We start from the raw sequence: 23,495 nt of genomic DNA, 5'->3' as shown, positions 1-23,495 counted from the left end.
CCTCGGCAGTGGAACGGCACAACGGGACGGCCCGGCGTATGAATCCGCACCAATGAATCCGCACCAAGTCCGCAGAAGCCTCGCGTTTGCGAGGCTTCCCCACGTCCGTCAGACGGTCAGTGATCTGGTCAATGGGATCTATAACTTCTGTCGGGTGAACCGGAGCCTGCGAGTCAAGTTGAATGAACCGGTGGGGCGTCGTCAATATGCGCAACGGACGCCAGCAATGGCCATCGGGATCACGGACACGGTGTGGAGCGTGCTGCGCCTGCTCAGCACCGTGGTCATGAAGAACCCATGTCGGTCATGATTCCAGCCTTCTACCTCCCAATCACTGAACTCCGCAAACAAAATGGGGGCGAACCTCTGGCGGCGAACTACAAAAGGGGATACGCCATTTGCCAGCTTCCAGAACCTGACCACTGACCCCCAGACCACTGCACGATTGTCATACGTTCCACGCCCCGATTTATCGGGTACGGTGGCAGTCTGGTCTTCCGACGAGAGTAGAAACAAAAACTCACTCAGCTACAGATCGCGCCGACTGAAACGCCACATGGCCGCCGCCACGGCCAGCGCGGCCAGCAGGGCGGCCCACAGCACCAGCGTGGGCGCAATGGGGTCCGAGCCGAAGAAGGGGTTGGCCCCGCGCGTCGCCTTGCTGATTTCCAGCAGCACCGGGGGTTGCAGCAGGTAGCTGGATCCCAGCCACAGCGCGTTGGTGGGCATCACGATGTTGGCGGCGCGGCCCAACGTGGTCAGCGTGGGACTGTCCGCGAAGGTGCCGATGGCGTTCAGGATGCCCCCGGTAAAGCCCGCGCCGTACAGCACGAACACGCCGATGCCGTTGGCCAGGGTGGTGAACAGCGTGCTGCCCAGTACCGTCAGGGCGGTCAGCAGGGTCACCGAGAGCAAGATCAGGCCCAGGGCAGGGGCAGGCGAGGGGGGCAGATAACCCGTGATGGCGTACAGACCGATCAGCAGCGACGTTCCCAGCAGGGCCACGTACACCACATTGACCACCGTGAAGCCGATCCAGCGCCCCAGCACCAGTTGCGCGCGGCTGATCGGGCGGGCGATCACGCTCTGCATGACGCCGTTTTCTATGTCGCCGCTGACCGCGCCCACGGTGGACAGCACCGACATCAGCGCGCCCAGAAAATACACCAGATACATCCCGAACATGGCCGAGTACATGACGGGAACATTCGACAGGCCCGTGGTGCTGCGCCCGTCCAGCCCGGCATTCACGGCTCGCTCGTCCAGATTCATTTCCAGGCGGTAGATGCCATACAGGTAGAAGCCGATGAACAGCACGCTGAGAACCAGCAGCACGCTGACCAGCCGCTTGCGGACGGCCTCGCGCAGAGAGAGTTCGGCAATGAGCAGGGCGTTACGCACGGACGGCCTCCGGGGCAGCGGCAGAAGCGGGAGCCGGGCGGTCCTCGATCAGCTCCAGGAACATCGTTTCCAGGTCCGGGCGGCGCGGGGTCAGGGCGTGCAGGCGTGCGCCGCTGGCGTGGATGGCGTCGGCCACCGCAGGCACGGCGTCCGCGTTTTGCAGCCACAGCTCGATCTCGGCGCGTCCGGGGGTCTGGGTGTCGGTGTGGCGCACCTCGCCCAGCCGGGCCAGCGCTTCCAGCAACCCAGGCTTGATGGCGTCCACCCGGATGCCCACCGGGATCACGCCACCCATCAATTCCTGCATGCTGCCCTGCTGCAAGACCCGGCCCTCCTTGACGAAGGCGACGCGGTCACAGACCTGTTCCACCTCTGACAACAGGTGGGAGTTGAGGAACACCGCCACGCCGTTGGCCCGCAACCCCTCGATGATCTCGCGCACTTCCACCCGGCCAATCGGGTCCAGGGCGCTCGTCGGCTCGTCCAGAAAGACCAGCTCGGGCCGCGCCAGGATCGCCCCGGCCAGCCCGCAGCGTTGCAGCATCCCCTTGCTGTAGCCGCCCAGCGACTCGCCGCCGCGTCCACCCAGGCCCACGGTTTTCAGCACCTGGGGGATGCGGGCGCGCAGTTCGTCGGCCTTCATTCCGGCCAGCCGTCCGTGAAAGTTCAGGAATTCCTCGGCGGTCATCCAGGTTTGAAAGCGGAACTGTTCGGGCAAAAAGCCCAGGCGGGCGCGGACGGCGGGATCGGCGGGGGAACCGCCCAGCACACGCACCTCGCCGCCCGTGGGTAGCACCAGCCCCAGCAGCATCTTGACCGTGGTGCTTTTGCCCGCGCCGTTTGGTCCCAGGAAGCCGAAGACCTCGCCGGGCAGCACGCGCAGGTTCAGGCCGTCCACCACGGCGCGGTCCTTGTAGACCTTGCGGAGTTCACGGGTTTCGATGATCGGGGCGGGAGGGGCGCTCATGCGGTCAGCATAGGGGCCGGGGGCGGGTGGGGCGTGGGCTGAAAGTTGCAGTTGGGTGCAGGGACGCTGGGTTGAGGTTGTCTTCGGGCAACCCCGCCCCACAGCAAGCGAAAGCTAGAACTCGGGCAGCCCCACAGCACCAGAGTGTCACTTGAGGCAGAGCCTGAACAGGTCCAAAACCGCCCCGCCGCCCCCGTGCTAGCCTCCCGGTCATGCCAGAGCTGGACAGAACCGAGCCGCACCCTTCCAACGCGCCCGTGACCCCCGCACCGCTGTTTGGGACGGCGGTGGTGGCCGGAGTGGGACTCATCGGCGGCAGCGTGGCGATGGGCCTGCGCCAGCGCTTCCTGGCCCGCCATGTGATCGGCATGGACGCCAGCATGGACGTGTTGCGCGAGGCCGAGGCGCTGGGTCTGGTGGACGAGGTTCGCCCGTCAGCAGGCGAGTGGCTGCGCGACGCCGATCTGGTGATCCTGGCCGCCCCGATGCGCGCCCTGATCCCGCTGGCCAATGAGCTGGCCCCCTTCCTGAACCCGGCAGCGCTGGTCACCGACGTGGGCAGCGTCAAGGGCGGAATTGCCGCCGAGATGGAGCGGCTGAAAGTTCGCAACTTCGTGGCCGGTCACCCGATGGCGGGCAGCGAACGCGGCGGGGTCACCCACGCCAACGCCGCGCTGCTGGAAAACGCCGTGTGGGTGCTGACCCCCACAGATCAGACTCCACTGACCGCCCTGAGCCGCGCCCGCACGCTGGTGGAGGGGCTGGGGGCCGCCCCGGTGGTCATGCCTCCTGACGCCCACGACGCGCTGGTGGCCACCGTCAGCCACCTGCCGTATCTGGCCAGTCTGGCGCTGACCCATATGGTAGCCCGCGACGAGCGCCTGAGCCTGCTGGCCGCCGGGGGCTTCCGCGACCTGACCCGCGTGGCCAGCGGCGATCCGCGCATGAGCCGCGACATGGTGGTGGAAAACAAGGCGGCGCTGCGTGAGGCGCTGAGGCGGTTCAGATACCAGTTGGACCGTCTGGAGGCCGATCTGGAGGAGCCGGAAGAACTGCTGGCCGCCGCCTACGAGGGCAAACGCACCCGCGACAGCCTGCCGGTGGTGCGCCGCAGCCTGCTGCCGCAGAAATACGATCTGGTGGTGGCCGTGCCAGATAAACCCAACCAGATCGGCATCGTGACCCAGACGCTGGGCGCGGCAGGGGTCAACATCAAGGATATCGAGGTGCTGGCGATCCGGGAGGAAGGCGGGGCACTGCGCCTGGGGCTGGAATCCGCCGAGGCCGTAGCAATCGCGGCGGGCATCCTGCGCGGCGCAGGCTTTGAGGTTCGCGGGCGGATCTGATCTCGATCCCATTTGAGGTGGGGTCCCGTGGATGACCAAACAGGAGCGCCGCCGCGTCCGGCAAATCCTTTAGACTGCGTTCAGCGCACGCGCCCCTTCCCATGACCCAGATTCGTTTCCCCCTCCCTGCCGAGCCGGAGCCGCAGCGCCCGCCGGATGGCCTTGAATTCGACTTCGACCTGGAGGAACTGACCCCCCCATCGGAGGCCGAGCCGGTCGACCTGCACGCTGGACCGTCGAAGCTGACGGCCATCGACCTGTTCCGGGGCCTGACCATTCTGGAGGTGGTGGCCCACCACACTTCCGGCCTGGCGCTGCGCTACGCGGTGCCCGATACCACGAGCTTTCTGCTGCTGCAACTGATCAACCGCACGCTGCATTTCGCCGTGCCCGCCTTCGTGTTCCTGTCGGCGATGGTGCTGACCCGCAGCCTGCTGAAAAATTTCAGGCCGGGGCGCTACTTCTTCCGGCGGGTCACGCGCGGGGCGTGGCCTTACCTGTTGTGGTCCGGGCTTTATATCGCGTGGTATGTGTGGACCGGACAGCGCCCCCCGGAAACGTTGACCGATCCCGACAAGTGGCTGTTCTACCTGCAATACGGCAAGGCCAGTTACCACCTGTATTTCCTGCTGGTGGCGCTGGAAGTCTATCTGGTGATTCCGCTGCTGCTGCCGCTGGCCCGCCGCAGACCGCCGATTGTGCTGGCGCTGCTGATCGGCGCGGCGCTGCAACTGGGCGTCTATGTCCTCAACCGCGAAGTTCTGCGGCTGCCCTTTCCAGCCAGCACGGTGCTGTGGTACATGCTGCCAGTCACGGTGGGCGCGGCGGTGGGCGCACGCCTGGACGAATTCCCGGCATGGTGGCGCAGGAACCGGGTGTTTCTGATCGCCGGGGCGGCCCTGGTCTACGCGCTGTACCTGCCGCAGGCGCTGGCCTACGTGCGCGGCGAACCGGTGGTGCCGATGGTGTATTCCGGCCTGAGCTGGGCCTACACCACCCTGATGGCCCTGATCGTGCTGGGGGTGGCCTACAGCCTGCAACGCTTCGCCGGGGCGTGGCGGATGGCCCTGGGCATCACTGGCATGTTCAGCCTCCAGATCTACCTGATCCACCCGGCCATCCTGCAAACGCTGGAAACCATGCACGCGCCGGGCGGCGACCCACTGGTCTTCGCGCTGACCATCCTGGGCTATTTCCTGGTGTCCCTGCTTCTGCCCGGCATCCTGGCGCTGCTGCTGGTAGAGACCCGCCTGAGTAAGCTTCTCTTTGGCCGCTGAGCAGGGGTGGCCAGCATGCCGCCACATCATGTTTGCCACACCGTGCCGCCACGCCATGTTTGCCAGACCATGTCAGTCCGGCGTCAGGTTCGGCGCGCTACAGTCGGCAACGTTGTGAGTCGGTTACTTTCTTTGATGATATTGATGGCCCTGTCTGTTCTTTCGGGGGCAAGGGCCAGCGTCCCCTCCTACTTTCCGCCCGGCACCCACCCCGCCGGAACCGCGACGGGCACCGGGACCGCCACCGGAGCCGGTTTCTCGTCCGCGTTCCCGCCGGGCACCCTGCCTTCCAACGGCGTGGTGCAGCCGGTGGACTGGCTGCCGCTGGGTCCTGCGGGGCGCGAATCGCTGCTGCGGATTCCCGACAGTTGCACCTATCTGCCCTGCCCGCTGGTGGTGGTCTCGCACCCGCGCAACCAGAGCGCGGCCCGCCTGCGTGACAGCGAAAGCTTCCGGGTGCTGATCGACGCCCTGCTGGATTCACATTTTGCCGTGCTGCTCAGTGGAGACGGCGGCCTAACCACCTGGGGCAGCCCCAGCGCCCTGAAGGAAGTGGGACAGGTCCACGCGGCGGCCCTCAAGCGCTTTTCGTGGAATGGCCACACCTACGCCCTGGGCATGAGCATGGGCGGCCTGATGGCCCTGCGCAGCGCCCTGCCTGGCAGCCCCTACCGGGTGAGCGGCGTGGCTCTCATAGACGCCTGGACAGACCTGCGGGTCGCCTGGAGCGCCTCGCCGACCCGCCGCAAGGAGATCAGCGTGGCTTACGGCACGCAGAACGAGCCGCCGCCGGGGCTGGACCCGCTGATGCAGACCTTCAAAGCGCCGTACCTGCCGCTGTTCGTGGCCGCCAGCGTCAACGACGGCACCGTGCCAGCCCTGAGCAACGGCGAACGCCTGTACCCACACGCTGCCCTGGGCACCAGCGAATTCGTGTCTCTGACTGGCCCCCATCTGGGCGGCAACCGCTTCACCCCGGACATGGCGCAGAAATTGGTGGGCTTTTACAAGCGGCTGGAAGGGCGAGTGGCAGCGAAGGCCGTCAAGTAGGGGGAAGTCCAGAAGTCAGAACATCTGAAAGCCGGAATGGCAGCCTTCAGATGTTCTGATACGGACTCCGATTAGAAGGTGTTGAAAACACCTGAAAATCCGAGCGGAGCGAGAAGGAGAAAAACGGGTTCCGGGCGTGGAGTGTAGGAATCGGCGCTGTTCCGATTTCTGCGCGAAACAGACGGAATCCGTATGATTTTCACATCGCTGCCGGAATCTCGATGCCGATCAGGTCCAGGGTTTCCTCGAACGCCTGACGCAGACGGGCGACAAGCGCAAATCTTGCTTCACGCAATCCCGGTTCAGATTCCAGAACATTTGTGATTCGTTTGCCGTTCTTATCCTTGGCGTTGTACCACGCGTTAAACGATGTGGCGAGGTCCAGCGCGTACTGCGCCACCACATGCGGCGAGTGGACGCGCACGCTCTGGGCGACGATCTGGGGCAGCTTCGCCACCTGCTTGGCGAGGGTCAGATCGATGTCCGGCAGCATGTCCCAGTCGGCCCCGGTGCCGTCTATCGCAAATCCGGCTTCCTGCCCCTTGCGGAGAATGTTGGCGGCGCGGACGGCGGCGTACTGGATATACGGCGCGGTGTCGCCGTTCAGGGCCAGCGCCTGCTCCCAGCGGAAGTCGATCTTGCGCGTCGGCTCGGCCTTGAGCATGGCGAAACGGATCGCGCCCAGTCCGATGCGGCGGGCAATCTCCCCGGCATCGTCACGCTGCGAGAGTTCGGGGTTGACCTTCGCCAGTTCGATCAACGCCCGCTTCTGCGCCTCGTCCATCGCCGCGTCCGCGCTGACGGTCACGCCCTTGCGCCCGCTGATGGTCTGGCCTTCCAGCGTCACGAAGGCGTAGGACAGGTGGATGCTGCGCTCCTTCATCCCGGTGTGTCCGGCCACGCCCAGCGAACTGCGAACGACAGTCTGTGGATGATCCTGGCGCGAGTCGATCACGTTGATGACCTCGTCGGCGTGGCCGAAGCGTCTGGCGAGATCCGGGTCACCGTCCGGCGCACTGGTCCAGACCGTGTGACCTTCGGGGTCTTCCGTGAAGGGCCTAAACTTCATGCCCTCAAACAGACCAAATTTCCAGAACTGATAGCCGATATCTTTCGCGGCGTACATGGCGGTACCGTCGGTGCGGATCAGGACCACCTGCGGTTCCTCCAGGCCCGGCATGAACTCGGACACGTCCATCACGAAAGCCCCGGCGTACTTGCCCTCGTTGGGGTGCGAGGTGTAGTTGCTGGCCTCCAGAATGTCCATGCCGCGCTTGAGAAAACCGCTGCCCACCACGTCGGATTCCCAGTTCAGCAGGTCATAGCGTGCGCCCAGGCGAAAGCAGGTGACCAGATGGGCGTGGACGACCTTCTCCACCTCTGAACGCAGTTCCCCGGCTTCCAGACGGTGCATGATCTCGCGGATTCCGGGTTCCAGTTCGGGCTTGGCCGGATCGGCGTTCAGGCGCACGTAACCCTCGCCCAGCCAGTGATCGTACTTCTGCACGCCGTCCCACTTCAGGCCGTAGTGGTTCACGGCGAAGATGGATTCGGCGGCCTGCCTGCCCGTGTCGTCGATGTAATTCTGCACCTCCACCGTCTGCCCAGCGGCACGGAAGATGCGGGCCATGCTGTCGCCTAGCACGACGTTTCGCAGGTGGCCCACATGCAGTTCCTTGTTCGGGTTGACCGAGGTGTGTTCGATGACCACCTTGCCACTGAGTTGGGGCATTTCAAACGGCTTTTCGACGACACCGCGCACGAACGCGCCCACATCCACGAAGAAGTTCAGGAACGGCCCCGCCGCCTCGACTTTCTTGATGCCCTGGGGAAGTTGCACGGTCTGCGCGAGTTGCGCGGCGATCTGCGCCGGGTTGCCGCCGATGGTCTTGGCGATCAGAAAGGCGGCGGGGGTGCCGTAGTCGCCTGCCTTGCCCGCCGGGGTTTCCTGAATGGCGGCATCCACGGTTGCGCCCAGTTGCTGCGCCGCCATTTCCACAGCGGTTTTGAGTTGTGCCTTGAGGTCCATAAGATGGGAGTTTAGGGCAGACGGAGCCTTTACACTCTGGCCCCATCTGTCAGAGCTGACCTGCCTCCGAAGTACCATGCGTGACATGCCGGACCCGCGCCCTCCCAAAGCCCCGTCCGTGGCGACTGTCATTCCTGCCTACAACGAGAGCGAAACGGTGGCCGAGGTGGTGCGTGTGGCGCTGGAACTGACGCCGGAGGTGGTGGTGGCCTCTGACGGCAGTGACGACGACACGGCGGCGGTGGCCCGCGCGGCGGGGGCCAGGGTCGTGGAGCTGAGCGAGAATGTAGGCAAAGGCGCGGCCCTGCGCGCGGCGCTGGACGCCACGGACGCCGAGTTCATCGTCATGCTGGACGCCGATCTGACCGGCCTGACGCTGGACCATCTGGAGCGGATGCTGCGGCCTGTACTGGACGGCAGACTGGACATGAGCATCGGGGTCTTCGAGGGCGGCGGCTTCGTGACCGACTGGGGCAACAAACTGACGCCGAACCTGAGTGGTCAGCGGGTCTGCCGCCGCGACATGCTGCTGGCCGTGCCCCATCTGGGCGAGGAACGCTGGCCCGAACCGGCCATCACCGCGTATCTGAAAGACACCGGAGCGCGCTGGGATTACATAGAACTGCCGCATGTGGGACAGGTGCTGAAGGAAAAGAAACGCGGGTTCTGGAACGGCGCGTGGGCCAGAACCCGCATGTACGCCGATCTCGTGACCTTCCGGGCGCGGCGCAAGAGGCCGTGAGCCGGATAGAATGACCGCATTGCGCGCCCCTCTATCCGGCTGCTTGAGATAGGGAAATCGCCGCGCGAAACGAGGACTTCATGCCCGTCCGCTTCAACCACGCCCTGCTCGCTGCTTACGACAAAAGCGAGTCGGCCACCTTCTTCGCCCGGCTGTTCGGCCTGCCTGATCCAACATTCTGGGGACCGTTCGCTACCGTCCGGCTGGACGATGAGACCCATCTCCAGTTCGCCGAGCCGGGGACCGATACCATCCAGATGCAGCACCTCGCCTTTCTGGTAGACGACGGAACCTTTGCCAAAATCTATGGGCGGATGCTGGCGCTTCAGGTGGACCACTGGGCCGATCCGCAGATGAGCCTGCCCGGCCAGTTCAACACGAATCATGGCGGGCGGGGCGTGTACTTCAAAGACCCTGCTGGACACGGACTGGAGGTCATCACCCGGCCCTATCCCCAATAGCGCGGGTCCGCATAATGCGGGATGGGGCGGCGGGCCAACCCTTCCTCCAGCCCGCTTAGCCCTCGTCGATCTGGCGCAGCCTTTCCATCCGCCCGGCCAGTTCCGGCAGGTCCAGGGCGCGCAGGGATTTGACCGTGCGGCCCAGGCCCGCGCCGTCGATACGGTTCTGGTTCCAGCCCGCGATCAGCATGGCCAGACCCTGGAGGGCGTCGCCCATCGTTTCCTTGTGGAACATGGCGGCCAGATTGCCAGCCTGCGTGGGCTGGGTCTGCTGCACCTGCGCCTGCACGTCCAGCACCACCTGCATGAACACCGGGTCCAGGCGGGCACGGTCATTGGGGGAAATGGGCTTGTCTGTCTTATTGACGTCTGGTTTGCTAGCGTCTGGATTTTTGGCGTCTGGTTTGCTGGATTCGGGAGACATGCCGGGCAGTCTAGAGCAGTTCTCCGAAGTACGTCACCGGAAAAACAGACTTCCGGCGACTCCATTCTCCGTCCTGCTCGATAAAAGTCACTCGCTTTGCTCGGTCATAAAAATGGTCTTTTTATGACAACTGCTGTAGTGGGCCGGGGGCAACGGCGCATGCGGCGGGGCGGACAGTTCGTAGAACCTCAAGCTGGGTCACAAACAAATCTGTGCGGAACGGGAATGGGGAAAGACTGGCTGGCAGCGTTGGGAATCCCTGTCGGCATCAGAGCGAGTCGGTAGCATCTGGCACGCACGGCAGCCCGCCTCTCCCCTCAATTCCCAGACAGGCGGTCATTCCGGCATCAGGCACTTTGTGGGAGACTAGCCCGCAATGCTGGATATCCTGCTCGTTCAACTTTCCAAACCCAGCGTGTGGCTGTGGCTGGCGATTGCGCTGGTCATTTCCTACGCCGTCCACCGTTTCGGGCGCATTCTGCTGAAAACCCTGCGCGATCAGGTCGGGGTGCGCATGCTGCTGGCCCTCAAGTGGCTGTGGCTGGCCGTGGTCGTGGTGGGCTACGTCGCCTACGCCACCTACAAGATCTACCTGCCGGATGTTCCGGTGCTGTTCGGGCTGGGCCAGAGCATCGCCGAGGGCTTCCGCAACACCGCCGGGCAGGCCGTGGTGATCGTGGCGCTGGCGCTGATCGCGTGGCGGATGGTCGGCACCTTCAGCCAACGCATCGTGGCCGAGGACGACGAATTCAACCGCCGCAACGTGCGCGTGCAGACCCTCAAGGGCGTGGTGGAAAGCACCCTCAAGGTCATCATCATCATCATCAGCCTGATCGCGGGCCTTCAGGCGCTGGGGGTGAATGCCACCAGCCTGCTGGCCGGGGTCTCAGTGCTGGGGCTGGCGGTGGGCTTCGGGGCGCAGAGCCTGATCAAGGACGTGTTCACCGGCTTTTTTATTCTGCTGGAGGACCAGTACGGCGTGGGAGACGTGATCACGGTCAACAACGGCACCCTCAGCGGCAACGTGGAGAAGCTCAACCTGCGCCTGACCGCCCTGCGCGCCCTGGACGGCACGGTCCACCTGATTCCCAACGGCCAGATCAACACCGTCAGCGTGAGCAGCAAGGACTGGAGCCGGGTGGTCGCTACCGTAGACGTGACCTACGCGGCCAACATCAACGAGGCGTTGCGGGTGCTGAAATCCGTCAGCGACGAGATCTACAACGATCAGGAATGGAAGAAATTCTTTCTGGAGGAACCCGACATCCAGGGCGTCACGCAACTGGCCGCCGACGGCGTGACCCTGCGCGCCCTGTTCAAGGTGCTGCCCAAGAGCCAGTACGCGGTGGGCCGCGAATTCAACCGCCGGATTAAAATTGCCATGGATCAGGCCGGGATCGAGATTCCCTTCCCGCAGCGCAGTCTGAATTTTGGCGGCGCACCCATCGAGATCAGGCTGACCCGCGACAGCAGCGGGCCGGACCTGAAGGAGCAGAACCGCACCCAGTCCCCCATCAAGCCCAGCCAGAGCCGTGACCCGGAAGACGAGGATTGATACCGACTCCGCTTGAAAAGTGTTGAAACCACCTGGGAATCCGAACGGGAATCGCAGAGCTGCCCCGCAGAGGAATAGCGTCCTCAAGGGCGTCTGTCCATGACGACAGACTCGCAGAGCTGCGCCGCAGAGGAGCAGGCGAGAAACGCTGTCCGGGCATCGAGTGTGGGAATCGGCGCTGTCCTGATGCCTGCCGCGTTACAGATGGAATCTGGATAAGGACCCTCTCCTGAAGGTTTCTTCTGACCCGCAGAACATCCGTGAATGATGTGTTTGTCAGAGTCCTGCTGCTAAAACTGTTTCATGGGTCCTGACCTTCCCTCCTCATCCTCGCTGGGGGCCTGCGACTGCCAGACCTTGTCTCCCACAGACCTGGGCCAACCGGACCGGCTGGCGCTGCACAGCGCCTCTGCCCATGTCCGGCGCAAGCTGTGGCTGGCGCTGGAAGCCCACCACCTGACCTACCAGACCCACGGACAGACGCTGGTGGTCCTGCCCGAGAGCTTCGCCGATCTGAACACACTGCTGGACAGCTTCTCGGTGTCCGAGCGGCATGAACTGCTGGCCACGCCGTGGCAGGGCGGCGGGCCGGACCCCTGGCAGATCGCGCCGCTGGAGCAATGGCTGCGCCGCCTGAACACCCCCTGGTTTGCCGGGGCTGCCCAGCAGATCCATTTCATGGTGCAGCCCATCGTGCGCCTGCACAACATGCAGGTTCATGGTCATGAGGCGCTGGTACACGCCCGGTGGGAGGGGGAGCAACTGGGCGCAGACACCCTGCTGCTGGCCGCCGCCGCCCACGGACAGGCCCGCGCCTTCGATGCCCACGCCCGCAGGCACGCCATCATGCAGGTGTATCCGACGCTGCCGCCAGGCCAGCGGCTGTTTATCAATTTCTCGCCCAGCGTGGTGTACAACCCCGACATCTGCCTCCAGACCACCTTCGAGGCGTGCCGTCAGGTGGGAGCGGATTTCTCCCGCCTCGTCTTTGAGGTGACCGAGAGCGAGGCGTTTCCCGATCTGGCCCTGCTGCGCCGCATTCTGGAACGCTACCGCGCAGAGGGCGCGCGGGTGGCCCTGGACGATCTGGGGGCCGGACACACCAGTCTGGCCTACCTGAGTGAACTTCAGCCGGACGTGGTCAAGCTGGACCGCGCGCTGGTCCAGGGCCTGCACGCGGACGATCCCCGTGTGCCCCTGGTCCAGGCGCTGATCACCTACGCCCATGCCCTGGGTATCGAGGTGGTGGCTGAGGGAATCGAAACGCCCGGCGAACTGGCCCTGATCACCGCTCTGGGCAGCGATTACGGGCAGGGATATTACCTGGGGCGTCCAGCGGCCCAGCCTGTTCTCGGCTCCGTGGCGTAGGACCAGCTCACCACAGTTCCCACCGCTACGCCAGACTGGCAGTCTTGCCCAGGTTGACGGGCACGGTCTCGGCCAGTTGACCGCCCGCCAGCAGGGTGGAGAATTCCTCGCCGTACAGCGTCTCGCGCACCAGCAGCACGCGCACGATCTCGTGGACGGCGGCCAGATGCTCGCGCACCAGCGTCAGCACGCGCCCGTAGGCGGCGTCGATCAGAGCGCGCACTTCCTCGTCGATTTCCTGGGCGGTGGATTCGGACATGGGCTGCATCTGCGAGCCACCGCCCAGATACCCCGCCTGATCGGAGGCCAGCGCCACCTTGCCGATGCGGTCGCTCATGCCCCATTCGGTGACCATCCGGCGGGCGATGTTGGTGGCCTGCTGGAAATCGTTCTGCGCCCCAGTGGTGACCTCGCCGTAGATGACTTCCTCGGCAGCGCGGCCTGCCAGTGCCACGGCGATCATGTCTTCCAGCGCGGGGCGGGTGACGTGCAGGCGGTCATCGGCGTCGGGCATCATGAAGCCTGCGGCCCGACCACGCGGCACGACGGTCAGTTTGTTGACGCGGTTGGCGTGCGGCAACAGTTGCGCGGCCAGTGCATGCCCGACTTCGTGGTAGGCCGTGACCTTGCGGTCCGCCTCCCGCACCACCATGCTGCGCCGCTCCGGTCCCATCAGCACCCGGTCCCGCGCCTCGTCCACATCTCTCGCGGTAATCCGGTTCCGGCCCTCTCTGGCGGCCAGCAGCGCCGCCTCGTTCAGCAGGTTTTCGAGGTCCGCCCCCACCATGCCCGCCGTGCGCCGCGCGATCACGCTCAGGTCCACGCTCACATCCAGTGGCTTTTTTCTGGCATGGATTTTCAGGATGTGTTCGCGTCCACGCACGTCCGGGGCGTCCACCACCACCTGACGGTCAAAGCGTCCCGGACGCAGCAGCGCTGCGTCCAGCACATCCGGGCGGTTGGTGGCGGCCAGAATGATCACTTCCTGCCCACTGCCGAAGCCGTCCATTTCCACTAGCAGTTGGTTGAGGGTCTGTTCGCGCTCATCGTTGCCGCCCTGCATGCTGACACCACGTTTGCGGCCCACAGCGTCGATCTCGTCGATGAAGACGATGCACGGCGCACTCTTGCGGGCCTGCTCGAACAGGTCACGCACACGGGCAGCACCCACACCCACGAACATTTCCACAAAGTCTGAGCCGGAGATGGAGAAGTAAGGAACTTTGGCCTCTCCAGCCACCGCTTTGGCCAGGAGGGTCTTACCGGAACCGGGAGGACCCACCAGCAGAACGCCGTGGGGAATACGCGCGCCGAGCTGGTGGTACTTCTCAGGCTGACGAAGGAAATCCACGACTTCCTGCAAATCCTGCTTGGCCTCGTCGCAGCCCGCGACATCGGTGAAGTTGGTCTTGATCTGGCCCTCGGCGATCACGGCGGCCTTGGATTTGCCAAAGTTGCTGGCCGCGTTGCCGCCGCCGCCGCCCGCACCGCGCATGCTGCGCCACAGGACCACGATGATCAGGGCGGTCAGGACCAGCGGCAGCACCTGCGTGACCCAGCCGAAGGGCGAGCCGCCTGCCACCACCCGCAGCGGTACGTTGGCCGCGCGGATCTTTTCCAGCGTCGCGCCATCGGGCGGCACCACCAGCGAGCGCACCGCCTGCGAGGTGCCGGACCCGGCCAGGAAGGTCACGCTGGCGTTTCCGGCGCTGTCCAGCCGCACCGAGGCCACCCGGCCCGCCTTCAGGTCCTCGAAAAAGCGGTTGGTACTGTAGCCGCCGCCCGCCGGGTTGCCCAGCGTCGCCGGAGCATTCGGCGTGGCCGCATTGGTAGTACTGGGCTGGGTGGCCACCGGCAACACCTCCTGCCCCTGGGCCAGGGCGGCGGACACGGCGAGGGGAACAGCCAACGACAACAGCAGGGCCAGCGAGCGCAGGGCGCGAAACATGCGTCATGCTATGCCAGCAGCAGGCGGGGCAACCGTCAGCAGAGGCGGTATCTCGGCACGGTATTTCGGCACCGTTCCGCAACCTGCCGAGGCCAGCCTTTCCCTCGAATCTGACGAATCTGAAATGTAAGGTAGGCTTCTCTCTCAGGTTCCCGTCAGCCTCAGCGCTTATGCTGCCGGGTATGCGTACATTCTTTCTGTTCGGCGCGCTGGCCCTGGGTCTCAGCGCCTGTACCGTCACCGTTCGGCCCGATGCCAACGCCAATGTTCAGATTCAGCCCCAGCGCAGCAATCTGATCACTGGCCTGCGGCCCGACCGGGGCGAGGGCAGCACCTACGGCGTGGGCGAGGCCGTGCGCTTTCAGTTCAGCGCCCGCACGCCCGGCTACGTGACCCTGATCGCCCTGCAAAGCAACGGCTTCGCCAGCGTGCTGGCCCAGAACGTCTACGTCAACGCCGGGACCACCTTTTTCCCGCGTCCCGAGGACGGCGTGATGTACAACCTGGCCGAGCCGCGCGGGATTCAGCGCGTGCGCGCCATCTTCACCCGCGTGCGCCCCACCACCGCCATCGTGCTGAGCGGCAGCTACGACAGCAACCGCTGGAACTCGACCACCACCGCCTATCTGGACCCCTACGCCGTGGGTGACCGCGACGTGCAGGAAACCTACCTGTACATCCGCTAAAGACCCTGATCCCTGATGGTCCCCTCCCCTGTGGAGGGGCTTTTCTTGATCTGACTGTGCCAGCTTCAAATCCAGGCCCACGCGCTAGCCTGCGGGCATGTCCCAGCCCCGCCCCAATGCCCAGCCCCGCCCCGAAGCCCTGACCTTTTCCGATGCCAGCGCCCGTGTGGACGCGTATGTCTCGCAGTTCAAGGAGGGATACTTTCCGCCGCTGCTGCTGATGGCCCGCCTGTCCGAGGAAGCGGGCGAGGTGGCCCGCGTGATCGCCCATGAGAACGGCAAGACGCCCAAGCCCGGCGAGGACGCGGGCGATCTGGAGCTGGAACTGGCGGACCTGCTGTTCGTGATGATCTGCATGGCCAATGAGCGTGGCATCAGCCTGGAGCGCGGCTTTGCCCGCATGATGGACAAGGTGGAGGTGCGCGACGCCAACCGCTGGACCCGCAAAGACGGAGAGGGCGCATGACCCAGGACGCCCGTTATCCCCTCGGCCCGATGCCCACGCCGCTGGAACTGAGCGCACAGGAGCGGGAGGAAGCGCTGGAACATCTGCGCCGCCTGCCGGGCGAATTGCGCGCCGCCGTCGCCGGGCTGAGCAACACGCAACTGGACACCCCCTACCGCGAGGGCGGCTGGACCGTGCGGCAGGTGGTCCACCACGTCGCGGAAAGCCACATGAACGCCTTTATCCGCGTCAAACTGGCGCTGACCGAGGACAATCCAGTCATCAAGCCCTACGAGGAAGACCGCTGGGCGCAGTTGCCGGACCATCAGTTGCCACCGGAGGTCAGCCTGATGCTGGTGGACGCCCTGCACGCCCGCCTGCTGCCCGTGCTGGAAGGCGTGACCGAAACCGACTGGAGCCGCCCGTGGACGCACCCGGCGCAGGGCCGCACCTACACGCTGGACTCGCTGCTGGCGCTGTACGCGTGGCACGGGCGGCACCACGTCTCCCACATCACGGGCCTGCGTGGGCGCAACGGCTGGCAGAACTGGTAGAAGCTGTGCAACACGACGAGAACACGCATATCGAAGTGGAACTGAAAGCCGCCGGGGTGGTTGTCCTGAACGCGGAGGGCGACATTCTGCTGGTGCGGGAACTGTGAACGCCGGAAGAACCGCAGAAAGCCGGGCTGTGGCACATCCCCAGCGGCAGCATAGAAAGCGGCGAGAATCCCGAAGACGCCGCTGTGCGCGAGGCTTACGAGGAAACCGGATTGCGAGTCACGCCGACGCGCTTTCTGGGCGCGTATCTGGGCCGCTTTCCCGATGGCGTGTTCATCCTGCGGCACGTCTGGCTGGCTCAGCCCCTGCCAGGGCAGACGCTCCAGCCCGTTTTTGCACATGAGGTTGCCGAGGCGCGATACGTGGGGAGGGCGGAATTTGACACGCTGTATGCCGCCGGGAAGATTCGCATGTACCAGACGGGGCTGTTCTACGCCGACGCCCTGCGCGAAAGGGCCAGAACCTGAGCGTCAATCCCACCCACCTCTCCATCCTGCACGCGGCGGCACGGTAGGCTGCGCCGCATGACGCGCGCCTCTTCTCCTCCCACTGATCCGGTCACGGCCCCCGTGCAGCGGGCCTATGACCGCTACGGGCGGCAGGCCGACAAATGGCAGGCGGGCTACACGGCGCGCGGCGGCAAGGTCTTCTGCGGGGCGGGGTGCTTCCAGTGCTGCAACATGCCCATCCGGGTGTCGCTGGCCGAGGCGCTTATTACCGCCCGCGCCATCGAGGGTGCGCAGGCCGAAGCCGTGGAGGCGCACGCCCGCGCGGCCCTCCAGAACGCGAGGACCGCGAAGGACGACGCCCAGTACGTGCAGCGCCACCGGCAGGAGGTGGGCTTCTGCCCGCTGCTGGACCGTGAAACTGGGGCCTGCACCCAGTACGAGGCCCGCCCCACCCGCTGCCGCGACACCTTCAGCGCCTTTCCCGCCCACTACTGCGCGGAAGGCACCTGGGAGGCCATGAGCAACCGCGAGAAACGCGAGTACCACCGCGAGGTGGCCCGCACCCCTGGCACGGACGGCGAGTGGCATTTCATCGCGCCGCTGGAACATCTGTCGGAACCAGTGTGGGTGGCGGCGTCCAAGGCCATGCAGGCGCAGTGGGGTTTGGAGGTCTGGGGCGATTTCTGGCTGCTGACCACGCTGGCCGCCGACGCGGGCTTCATGGCACGGGTGGAACGCGGCGACGCGCGGGGAGCATGGCAGGTGGCGAGTGGGCGCGGGCTGGCCCACCGGGAGCTGCTGCAAATCGAGTAGAGAAGTCCCCCGAACGCTAGGCCCGGCGACTTCTGGACCGCCCGGCCCGCGCCCGTGAACGCGGCAGCTTCAGCCTCTTCGCGCCCTGCCGGAAGCCGTGATCGGGGCGGATGCCGTCGGCGATCAGGTGCAGCCACTGGCTGAGGAAATAGCCCAGGGCCAGCGGCAGGATGAATTTCAGGCTGATCGGCTGCGGGATGGTGGGCAGCGTCAGCGTGGGCACGGCGTAGCGCAGGACTCCCACGATCAGCGTGATCAGCAGCGCCAGATAAGCCAGGCGGGTCAGCGGCCCGATGATCCAACTGTGCGACAGGCCCCGGTGCCGGAACAGCTTGCCGTAGGGCACCCAAAGGAAACCCAGCCACCCCCAGTAGCGTTTGCTGTCCACATGGCCGTCGGCCAGATCCAGGTCCGGCGACAGCAGAAAGGTTCCGGCGGCAAAGGCCAGGGTGAAATTCAGTGCCTGCACGGGGGTGATGGTCAGCAGGTCCTGGCGGCTGAGGGTCAGGGCCACCGCCGACAGAACGCTGTAGGCCGCGATATTGATCAGGTTGTGGACACGTCCGCTGGGCACCCGCCCATTGTGCTGTGCTGGAGGGGGATTTTGCCAGACCCCCGCCGGACCTGTGCAGCCTCCCCCCGCCTCCCTCCCCCGCTGCGGGCCGCGCCCGTTCACACAGCCCCCACCGCGATACGGCATGCTGGACGCAGATGGCCCGTCTCTTCCAGCCCACCCTGTCGCCCTCTTCCCTGTTGCTGGGGCTGACGCTGGCCTGCACGCTGGCGGCCTGCACCCCGTCCGCGCCGCTGCCCCTGGCCGACCAGTCGCTGAATCTGGGCACCCAGCGGGACGCGCAGGCCACGCAGCCGTTCACGGGCGAATGGACAGTGACGGGCAAACCCGACTGGCTTCAGGTCTCGCCCGCAGCGGGGCAGGGAGCCGTGAAGGTGCAGGTCAGTGCGGACCGGGGCGTGGCCACACCGCTGGCGGCGGATCAGGCGGCCCTGACGGGCCAGATCAGGATCGAATGGAAGACGGGCGAAGGCGAGGCGCAGCGCGGCACCGCCACCTGGACCGTCAAGGCCGATCAGTATGTCCTGAAGGGCCGCCTGCGCGAGGAAGCTGCGGCGCAGGGGCAGGACCTGCGGCTGGGCGCTGGCCCCTCGGCCCGCTCGCCCCGGACCGGGCAGGCACGCGGCGTTATCGTCAAGTACCGGGATGTCAAAGGTGCGTTCGTGGGCAAGGAAGGCAGCGCCGCCACCGTGACCCAGCGCGCCGGGGAAACCCTGCGGGCCTCCGCCCTGAGCGTGACCTCCAGCCGCCCTCTATCCACAGACACCGCCGCATTGCAGGTGGGGGATGTGGACGCGGCATTGCGAATCCTGCGGGCCGATCCACGGGTGGAATACGCCGTCCCCAACGCCCTGTTGCACGCCCAGACTCTTCCTCAGCCCGCGCTGGCGCAGCCGCTGGAACCCACGGACCAGTACGCCGCGCTGCAATGGCCCTTCCGGCTGCTGGGGTATCCCGCCGTGTGGCGCGACATGGAGGGCGGCGCTTACTCGCGGCCCGTGACGGTGGCCGTGCTGGACAGCGGCGTGCGTTATGACCACCCCGATCTGGAAGGCACCCTCTGGAAACCGGGCGAGGGTGCGCTGGACCTGCTGGCCGATCCCAAAAATGGCGACGGCGACGGCACGGACGACGATCCCACCGATCCGGGGGACCGGAACCGCACCACGGGCAGCCACGGCACCCATGTGACCGGGATCATCGCGGCCCGCTGGGGCCAGAACACGCCGTCGTGCGTGGGGTGCAGCCTGACCGGCGTGGTGGGCGCGGTGCGGCGGGCCAACGTGAAGGTGCTGCCGATCCGGGTGATCGACGTGGCGGGCGACGCCGCCATTGCCGACGTGGCCCTGGCCGTGCGCTACGCCGCTGGCCTGCCGGTCACGCTGGAAGGAAAGACACGGATCAACCCGCAGCGGGCCGCCGTGATCAACCTGAGCCTGGGCGCACAGGTCAGCGCCGACACCGCCCGCCCCATGTGTGAGGCCATCCAGGACGCCCGCGACGCTGGATCGCTGGTGATCGCGGCGGCGGGCAACGGGTACAACACCACACCGTATTACCCGGCGGCCTGTCCGGCAGCGGTGGCGGTGGGCAGCGTGACCCTCTCGGGCGGCAGCGCCCCTAAGCACGCGGTCTACAGCAGCGCCTACGCCGCCGTGCAACTCAGCGCGCCGGGCGGCACCGATCCCAGCCTGGACCCCGGCACATTCAACGGCGGCGTCTTTAACGGCCAGCCTTTTCAGGATCTGATCCTGTCCACGGGTTGGAATTACGCCAAAGGGCAGCCCGAGTACGAGGCCGAGGCCGGGACCAGTCAGGCTGCCCCGCAGGTTGCGGCACTGGCCGCGCTGCTGCTGAGCAAGGGCGTGACGAACGACCCTGCCTCCACCCTGGCCCGCCTGAACGCCACCGCCACCGATCTGGGCGCAGCCGGGCGCGATCCGCTGTTCGGTTCCGGCATGATCAACGCCGCCGCCGCGCTGGGTGCGCCCGCCATCAGCGACACGCTGGGCCTGCGCCTTCAGGATTCGCGCGGGCTGGTCTTTCAGCCCCCAGTGGACGCCCTGGGAAACTTCAGCGCGTATCTGGGAGACGGCAATTTCAGCGTCGTCGGGGGCCGGGACCGCGACGGCAACGGCATCTACGGTGAGACGAACGAACCCCGCGCCGAGCAGTCCGTCACCCTGGGACCCGCTGTGCCACAGGTGGATGTGGGCGACCTGATTCCCAGATAGAGCTGCTCAACACTCCTTTGGCACTCGCAAAGGCGTGAGGGTCAGCGCGTACTGGCCCTGACCCTCACGCAGACCTGAACGCCAGGCCACGAAAAAAGCCGCCCACCACAAAGAGCGGACGGCTTATCCTGAACTCCGGGGTTTATTCGCCCTGGGTTTCGGGGGCAGCTTCGGCGGGCGCGGCGGCCTGGGCAGCAGCGGCCTCGGCAGCCTGGGCGGAGGCGGCCTGATCGGCAGCCTGCTTGCTGACCCTGGCGGCCTTGCTGATCTCGGCGTCCTTCATCACGCGGCTGCGGTCGCTCTTGATACGGGCAGCCTTGCCGCGCAGATCGCGCAGGTAGTACAGCTTGGCGCGGCGGACCTTGCCGCGCTCCAGCACGGTGACCTTGGCCAGCAACGGGCTGCTGAAGGGAAACACGCGCTCCACACCTTCACCGAAGGAGATCTTGCGGACGGTGAAGCTCTTGCGGCTGCCCGAGCCGTTCAGGGCGATGACCACGCCTTCAAACGCCTGGTTGCGGGTGCGGTTGCCTTCCACCACTTTGGTTTCCACGCGCACGGTATCGCCGGGGCGGAACTCGGGGTGGTCGGTCTTGATGTGCGGCTGTTCGACGGCGCGCAGGATCGCGCCACGGTTCACTTTGATATTGCTCATGCTTGGCTCCTTTGGTCAGCGGACCGCCCCACTGTCCAGCCCTCTTGAAAAAAGGGGACTGGCAGAGACGTTCTTTCACCAGATGCGGGCGCGGCTGCACGCTGACAGCCGGGCCGGGCCTTGGGAGTATACGCGACGCCAGCCAGGGTCGGCAAGCGGTGTGCGGCTCACCTTCGCTGGGGCTGAAACAGACGAGGATACGGAGTGTGAGCCACATTGCAACTTTTAAGCCCTGTTTCCGGGGCAGCACGGCGCGTCCGGGGCCGGTCCAGCCATGAATACAGGTCAGGAAAAGCGCGACGGATTGCTGGCCGACGCCCGGCAGGCCACCCACAGCCAGCGCCGCCGGGTCTCGGAGGTGCGCGCCCGAGAGCATGTCGGCGCGGCGGGCTGGGCGCAGAGCAGCACCCTGGAAGACATCATCCGCACCGGGCAGCAGGGGCTGGCGGCCACCGACGCGCTGCGCGAGGTCATCCACCTGACCACCGAGCAGATCCGCACGCTGCCGCTGGGGGCCACCCCCCACGAGCGCGGCGGGCAGACCCAGGCGCTACTGGAAATCGTGCAGAGCAGCCAGGAACAGATCACGGCGGCGCAGGCCCTGGAACAGATGATGAGTCTGGCCCTGGAAGACGTGGCACGGACCCCGGTGGACGAGCTGAACGTATCCAGGCTCAGGCTGATCCAGCGGCGGGTGGGCGAGCAGTTGGGCGCGCTGAGCGCCATCATGGACGCGGCGCGGGCGCAGGCGCAGACGCTGGAACAGGCCGGACAGCTTGAGGAGGTGCTGAACGAACACCAGCGCCGCATCGACGAGATTCAGCGCTTCAGCGCCGCCCACGAGGCCAATGCGCTGGCTGAGGCAGGCGCGGACATCGTCGAGCGCATCGGCGAACTGGATGACGCCGCGCCCGAACAGGTGGACGCCCTGACCCAGATCGGCGGGGCTGTGGCAGAGAACATGGGCAGGACCGGCGCGTCCGGGGAAGAACAGGCCCAGGCCCTGAACCGGCTGGCCCACGACATGCAGGACAGGGCCGACGAGTTACAGAAAGACGAGTTACAGAAAGATGAGGTGCAGAAAGACGTGCCGAAAGAACAGACAGAGCCTTCCTAGAGCGCGATCCAGTAGCGCCGTGTCGGCTTTGGATGGGAGTCCAGCACGAATTCTCCCTCCAGCACGCCGCCGTTGCCCTCGATCACGCCGCGTGAGCCGAGGTTATCGGTGTCGCAGGTGATCAAAACCCGGTCCAGGCCCAGCCCACGCGCCCGCTCCAGCGTCAGGCGCAGCAATGTCTTGCCGTGGCCCTGCCGCTGCGCAGAGGGGCGAATTTCGTAGCCGATATGGCCGCCAAATTCGCGCAGGCGTGGGGTGAGGGTGTGGCGCAGGCTGGAGCGTCCGAGATACGCGTCGCCCTCTATCAGCCAGAATTCGCTGGCGTGGACCCAGCCCTCCGGCAATTCGGCAGGCGGCTCCAGACGGCGCAACTGCTTGAGGAAGGCGTCGAAGTCAGCGGCAATTTCCACAACGTCCCAGTCGCGCGAGCTGGCAAGGCCGCCACCACCCTCGGCCTGCATCTCGCGGACGGCCTGTAGAAAACTTTCGCGGAACTGGGGGGAAGGCACAGAGAGTTCAGGCATACCTCAAATTTTACGTCCTGACAGGCCGGACACCCCGCAGGCCAGCCCAACCAGCCTGACGGCGCAGATTGACCACGAAGTCTGGTGAATGTCAGCCGCAATTTGGCGCAGGACACGGTGAATGTGGAAAGGCCGGGCGTACAATTCTGGGTATGAAGGCCCCCACATTCGACACCATAGACCTGGGCCGCGTGCCGTACCGCGACGCCTGGGCCTTGCAGAAAGAACACCACGCGCGGGTGGCGGCAGGGGGCAGACCCGCGCTGCTGCTGGTGGAACATCCGCCCGTGCTGACGCTGGGCCGCAAGGCGCGTGAGGGCAGCAACATCATCGTGACGCGCGAGTATCTGGAAGCGCAGGGTATCGAGGTGCTGGAAGTCGAGCGCGGCGGCGACGTGACCTACCACGGCCCCGGGCAACTGGTGGCCTACGCGATCTTCCCGGTGGGACGGCGCGTGCAGGATTTCCTGCGCCTGCTGGAAGCCGCCACCATCGCGGCGCTGAACACGATGGGCCTCCCAGACGCCCGCCCCAATCCCGGCTACGCGGGCGTCTACGTCGATCCACGCAAGGTCAACGGCCTGAGTTACGATCAGAAGATCGCCTCCTTTGGGGTGGCGGTGCAGAAGAACGTGGCGCTGCACGGGCTGGCCCTGAACGTGACCACCAACCTCCAGCACTTCGAGTTGATCGTGCCGTGTGGCCTGAGCGGCACGCAGATGACCAGCGTGGAACGCGAGTACGGGTTGCGCGGTCTGGGCCACGGCCCGGATATGAACGCGGCACGCAAAGCACTTTCCGACGCCTTTACCACCACCTTTGAAACCTACGACTGGACGCTGCCGGAACTTGCCGGGGCGGGGAGCTGAT

General features: G+C 65.9%; 23 protein-coding genes and 1 pseudogene. 16 read left to right on the top strand and 8 right to left on the bottom strand.

The features are described 5' to 3' along the window. Window positions 1-310 (top strand): annotated as a pseudogene (locus BOO71_RS26775) (IS1 family transposase); the annotation flags it as partial. A 218-nt stretch (window positions 311-528) separates the two neighbouring features. Here BOO71_RS26775 and BOO71_RS05535 read toward each other — a convergent pair. Both BOO71_RS05535 and BOO71_RS05530 read right to left on the bottom strand, forming a co-directional pair. Then, the gene (locus BOO71_RS05535) at window positions 529-1,401 is read right to left on the bottom strand and encodes an ABC transporter permease (protein WP_075830958.1); all 873 of its coding nucleotides are present in this window, start codon (window positions 1,399-1,401) and stop codon (window positions 529-531) included. Beyond that, window positions 1,394-2,368: an ABC transporter ATP-binding protein gene (locus BOO71_RS05530; protein WP_075830957.1), complete on the bottom strand. Its 975-nt coding sequence runs from the start codon at window positions 2,366-2,368 to the stop codon at window positions 1,394-1,396. The genes BOO71_RS05535 and BOO71_RS05530 overlap by 8 nt, the downstream gene beginning before the upstream one ends. A gap of 212 nt (window positions 2,369-2,580) precedes the next feature. On the opposite strand from BOO71_RS05530, the gene BOO71_RS05525 reads away from it, so the two are divergent. The 3 genes from BOO71_RS05525 (at window position 2,581) to BOO71_RS05515 (ending at window position 6,041) form a co-directional block, all read left to right on the top strand. Then, window positions 2,581-3,714, top strand: a complete 1,134-nt coding sequence (locus BOO71_RS05525; protein ID WP_075830956.1) for a prephenate dehydrogenase — start codon at window positions 2,581-2,583, stop codon at window positions 3,712-3,714. A gap of 101 nt (window positions 3,715-3,815) precedes the next feature. Continuing rightward, a complete protein-coding gene (locus tag BOO71_RS05520) occupies window positions 3,816-4,991 on the top strand; it encodes an acyltransferase (RefSeq protein WP_083653043.1) in 1,176 nt (391 codons plus the stop codon). 144 nt (window positions 4,992-5,135) lie between these two features. Further along, entirely contained in the window at window positions 5,136-6,041 is a 906-nt protein-coding gene (locus BOO71_RS05515) for an alpha/beta hydrolase family protein (protein ID WP_254843037.1), read from the top strand. Between the two features lie 199 nt (window positions 6,042-6,240). Here the strand turns inward: BOO71_RS05515 and BOO71_RS05510 are convergent, their stop codons facing one another. Further along, a complete protein-coding gene (locus BOO71_RS05510) occupies window positions 6,241-8,070 on the bottom strand; it encodes an arginine--tRNA ligase (protein ID WP_075830954.1) in 1,830 nt (609 codons plus the stop codon). Between the two features lie 76 nt (window positions 8,071-8,146). Here BOO71_RS05510 and BOO71_RS05505 point away from each other — a divergent pair, with 76 nt between their 5' ends. Both BOO71_RS05505 and BOO71_RS05500 read left to right on the top strand, forming a co-directional pair. Then, window positions 8,147-8,812 carry a glycosyltransferase family 2 protein gene (locus tag BOO71_RS05505; RefSeq protein ID WP_075830953.1) on the top strand — a complete coding sequence of 222 codons (666 nt, stop codon included), beginning with the start codon at window positions 8,147-8,149 and terminating at the stop codon, window positions 8,810-8,812. Window positions 8,813-8,892: 80 nt separating this feature from the next. Continuing rightward, window positions 8,893-9,273, top strand: a complete 381-nt coding sequence (locus BOO71_RS05500; RefSeq protein WP_075830952.1) for a VOC family protein — start codon at window positions 8,893-8,895, stop codon at window positions 9,271-9,273. A gap of 55 nt (window positions 9,274-9,328) precedes the next feature. Here BOO71_RS05500 and BOO71_RS05495 read toward each other — a convergent pair whose 3' ends face one another. Then, window positions 9,329-9,580, bottom strand: coding sequence for a hypothetical protein (locus BOO71_RS05495; protein ID WP_075830972.1), 252 nt, complete (start codon window positions 9,578-9,580; stop codon window positions 9,329-9,331). A 493-nt stretch (window positions 9,581-10,073) separates the two neighbouring features. On the opposite strand from BOO71_RS05495, the gene BOO71_RS05490 reads away from it, so the two are divergent. After that, complete coding sequence (locus BOO71_RS05490; protein ID WP_075830951.1) at window positions 10,074-11,252, top strand: mechanosensitive ion channel family protein; 1,179 nt, start codon at window positions 10,074-10,076, stop codon at window positions 11,250-11,252. A gap of 357 nt (window positions 11,253-11,609) precedes the next feature. Further along, window positions 11,610-12,620, top strand: coding sequence for an EAL domain-containing protein (locus BOO71_RS26280; protein ID WP_254843036.1), 1,011 nt, complete (start codon window positions 11,610-11,612; stop codon window positions 12,618-12,620). Between the two features lie 25 nt (window positions 12,621-12,645). Here the strand turns inward: BOO71_RS26280 and ftsH are convergent, their stop codons facing one another. Next, complete coding sequence (gene ftsH / locus BOO71_RS05480) at window positions 12,646-14,568, bottom strand: ATP-dependent zinc metalloprotease FtsH (RefSeq protein ID WP_083653039.1); 1,923 nt, start codon at window positions 14,566-14,568, stop codon at window positions 12,646-12,648. Between the two features lie 182 nt (window positions 14,569-14,750). Here ftsH and BOO71_RS05475 point away from each other — a divergent pair, with 182 nt between their 5' ends. From BOO71_RS05475 to BOO71_RS05455, 5 genes are all read left to right on the top strand, one after another. Beyond that, window positions 14,751-15,254: a DUF4384 domain-containing protein gene (locus tag BOO71_RS05475; protein WP_075830950.1), complete on the top strand. Its 504-nt coding sequence runs from the start codon at window positions 14,751-14,753 to the stop codon at window positions 15,252-15,254. A 97-nt stretch (window positions 15,255-15,351) separates the two neighbouring features. Continuing rightward, window positions 15,352-15,720 (top strand): nucleotide pyrophosphohydrolase, encoded by a 369-nt coding sequence (locus BOO71_RS05470; protein WP_075830949.1) that lies wholly within the window; start codon window positions 15,352-15,354, stop codon window positions 15,718-15,720. Further along, window positions 15,717-16,253, top strand: a complete 537-nt coding sequence (locus BOO71_RS05465; protein WP_075830948.1) for a YfiT family bacillithiol transferase — start codon at window positions 15,717-15,719, stop codon at window positions 16,251-16,253. Before BOO71_RS05470 ends, BOO71_RS05465 begins: the two co-directional genes overlap by 4 nt. A gap of 134 nt (window positions 16,254-16,387) precedes the next feature. Further along, window positions 16,388-16,726 (top strand): NUDIX domain-containing protein, encoded by a 339-nt coding sequence (locus tag BOO71_RS05460; RefSeq protein ID WP_303046716.1) that lies wholly within the window; start codon window positions 16,388-16,390, stop codon window positions 16,724-16,726. Between the two features lie 57 nt (window positions 16,727-16,783). Beyond that, complete coding sequence (locus BOO71_RS05455; protein ID WP_075830947.1) at window positions 16,784-17,521, top strand: YkgJ family cysteine cluster protein; 738 nt, start codon at window positions 16,784-16,786, stop codon at window positions 17,519-17,521. 16 nt (window positions 17,522-17,537) lie between these two features. Here BOO71_RS05455 and BOO71_RS05450 read toward each other — a convergent pair whose 3' ends face one another. Then, on the bottom strand, window positions 17,538-18,095 hold the full coding sequence (locus BOO71_RS05450) for a metal-binding protein (RefSeq protein WP_075830946.1): 558 nt from the start codon (window positions 18,093-18,095) through the stop codon (window positions 17,538-17,540). 137 nt (window positions 18,096-18,232) lie between these two features. Here BOO71_RS05450 and BOO71_RS05445 point away from each other — a divergent pair, with 137 nt between their 5' ends. Beyond that, window positions 18,233-20,329 (top strand): S8 family serine peptidase, encoded by a 2,097-nt coding sequence (locus tag BOO71_RS05445; protein ID WP_075830945.1) that lies wholly within the window; start codon window positions 18,233-18,235, stop codon window positions 20,327-20,329. 142 nt (window positions 20,330-20,471) lie between these two features. On the opposite strand, the gene rplS is transcribed toward BOO71_RS05445, so the two are convergent. Next, window positions 20,472-20,984 carry a 50S ribosomal protein L19 gene (gene rplS / locus BOO71_RS05440; RefSeq protein ID WP_075830944.1) on the bottom strand — a complete coding sequence of 171 codons (513 nt, stop codon included), beginning with the start codon at window positions 20,982-20,984 and terminating at the stop codon, window positions 20,472-20,474. A gap of 274 nt (window positions 20,985-21,258) precedes the next feature. On the opposite strand from rplS, the gene BOO71_RS05435 reads away from it, so the two are divergent. Continuing rightward, entirely contained in the window at window positions 21,259-22,101 is an 843-nt protein-coding gene (locus tag BOO71_RS05435) for a hypothetical protein (protein ID WP_075830943.1), read from the top strand. On the opposite strand, the gene BOO71_RS05430 is transcribed toward BOO71_RS05435, so the two are convergent. Beyond that, window positions 22,098-22,625 (bottom strand): GNAT family N-acetyltransferase, encoded by a 528-nt coding sequence (locus BOO71_RS05430; protein WP_075830942.1) that lies wholly within the window; start codon window positions 22,623-22,625, stop codon window positions 22,098-22,100. The two genes, BOO71_RS05435 and BOO71_RS05430, sit on opposite strands and share 4 nt — an antisense overlap. A gap of 152 nt (window positions 22,626-22,777) precedes the next feature. Here BOO71_RS05430 and lipB point away from each other — a divergent pair, with 152 nt between their 5' ends. Next, window positions 22,778-23,494 (top strand): lipoyl(octanoyl) transferase LipB, encoded by a 717-nt coding sequence (lipB, locus tag BOO71_RS05425; protein ID WP_075830941.1) that lies wholly within the window; start codon window positions 22,778-22,780, stop codon window positions 23,492-23,494. Window position 23,495 lies beyond the last annotated feature (1 nt).

The sequence above is a fragment of the Deinococcus marmoris genome (assembly GCF_001949125.1).
Classification (GTDB): Bacteria; Deinococcota; Deinococci; order Deinococcales; family Deinococcaceae; genus Deinococcus; species Deinococcus marmoris_A.
This window is presented reverse-complemented; position numbering and strand designations above follow the sequence as displayed.

Coding starts and splice junctions, on each gene's coding strand:
- ftsH (WP_083653039.1), bottom strand. CDS start 14,568: ATGTTTCGCGCCCTGCGCTCGCTGGCCCTGCTGTTGTCGTTGGCTGTT.
- BOO71_RS05525 (WP_075830956.1), top strand. CDS start 2,581: ATGCCAGAGCTGGACAGAACCGAGCCGCACCCTTCCAACGCGCCCGTG.
- BOO71_RS05470 (WP_075830949.1), top strand. CDS start 15,352: ATGTCCCAGCCCCGCCCCAATGCCCAGCCCCGCCCCGAAGCCCTGACC.
- BOO71_RS05520 (WP_083653043.1), top strand. CDS start 3,816: ATGACCCAGATTCGTTTCCCCCTCCCTGCCGAGCCGGAGCCGCAGCGC.
- BOO71_RS05505 (WP_075830953.1), top strand. CDS start 8,147: ATGCGTGACATGCCGGACCCGCGCCCTCCCAAAGCCCCGTCCGTGGCG.
- BOO71_RS05465 (WP_075830948.1), top strand. CDS start 15,717: ATGACCCAGGACGCCCGTTATCCCCTCGGCCCGATGCCCACGCCGCTG.
- BOO71_RS05430 (WP_075830942.1), bottom strand. CDS start 22,625: ATGCCTGAACTCTCTGTGCCTTCCCCCCAGTTCCGCGAAAGTTTTCTA.
- BOO71_RS05510 (WP_075830954.1), bottom strand. CDS start 8,070: ATGGACCTCAAGGCACAACTCAAAACCGCTGTGGAAATGGCGGCGCAG.
- BOO71_RS05475 (WP_075830950.1), top strand. CDS start 14,751: ATGCGTACATTCTTTCTGTTCGGCGCGCTGGCCCTGGGTCTCAGCGCC.
- BOO71_RS05530 (WP_075830957.1), bottom strand. CDS start 2,368: ATGAGCGCCCCTCCCGCCCCGATCATCGAAACCCGTGAACTCCGCAAG.
- BOO71_RS05490 (WP_075830951.1), top strand. CDS start 10,074: ATGCTGGATATCCTGCTCGTTCAACTTTCCAAACCCAGCGTGTGGCTG.
- rplS (WP_075830944.1), bottom strand. CDS start 20,984: ATGAGCAATATCAAAGTGAACCGTGGCGCGATCCTGCGCGCCGTCGAA.
- BOO71_RS05500 (WP_075830952.1), top strand. CDS start 8,893: ATGCCCGTCCGCTTCAACCACGCCCTGCTCGCTGCTTACGACAAAAGC.
- lipB (WP_075830941.1), top strand. CDS start 22,778: ATGAAGGCCCCCACATTCGACACCATAGACCTGGGCCGCGTGCCGTAC.
- BOO71_RS05515 (WP_254843037.1), top strand. CDS start 5,136: ATGGCCCTGTCTGTTCTTTCGGGGGCAAGGGCCAGCGTCCCCTCCTAC.
- BOO71_RS05455 (WP_075830947.1), top strand. CDS start 16,784: ATGACGCGCGCCTCTTCTCCTCCCACTGATCCGGTCACGGCCCCCGTG.
- BOO71_RS05495 (WP_075830972.1), bottom strand. CDS start 9,580: ATGCAGGTGGTGCTGGACGTGCAGGCGCAGGTGCAGCAGACCCAGCCC.
- BOO71_RS05445 (WP_075830945.1), top strand. CDS start 18,233: ATGGCCCGTCTCTTCCAGCCCACCCTGTCGCCCTCTTCCCTGTTGCTG.
- BOO71_RS05435 (WP_075830943.1), top strand. CDS start 21,259: ATGAATACAGGTCAGGAAAAGCGCGACGGATTGCTGGCCGACGCCCGG.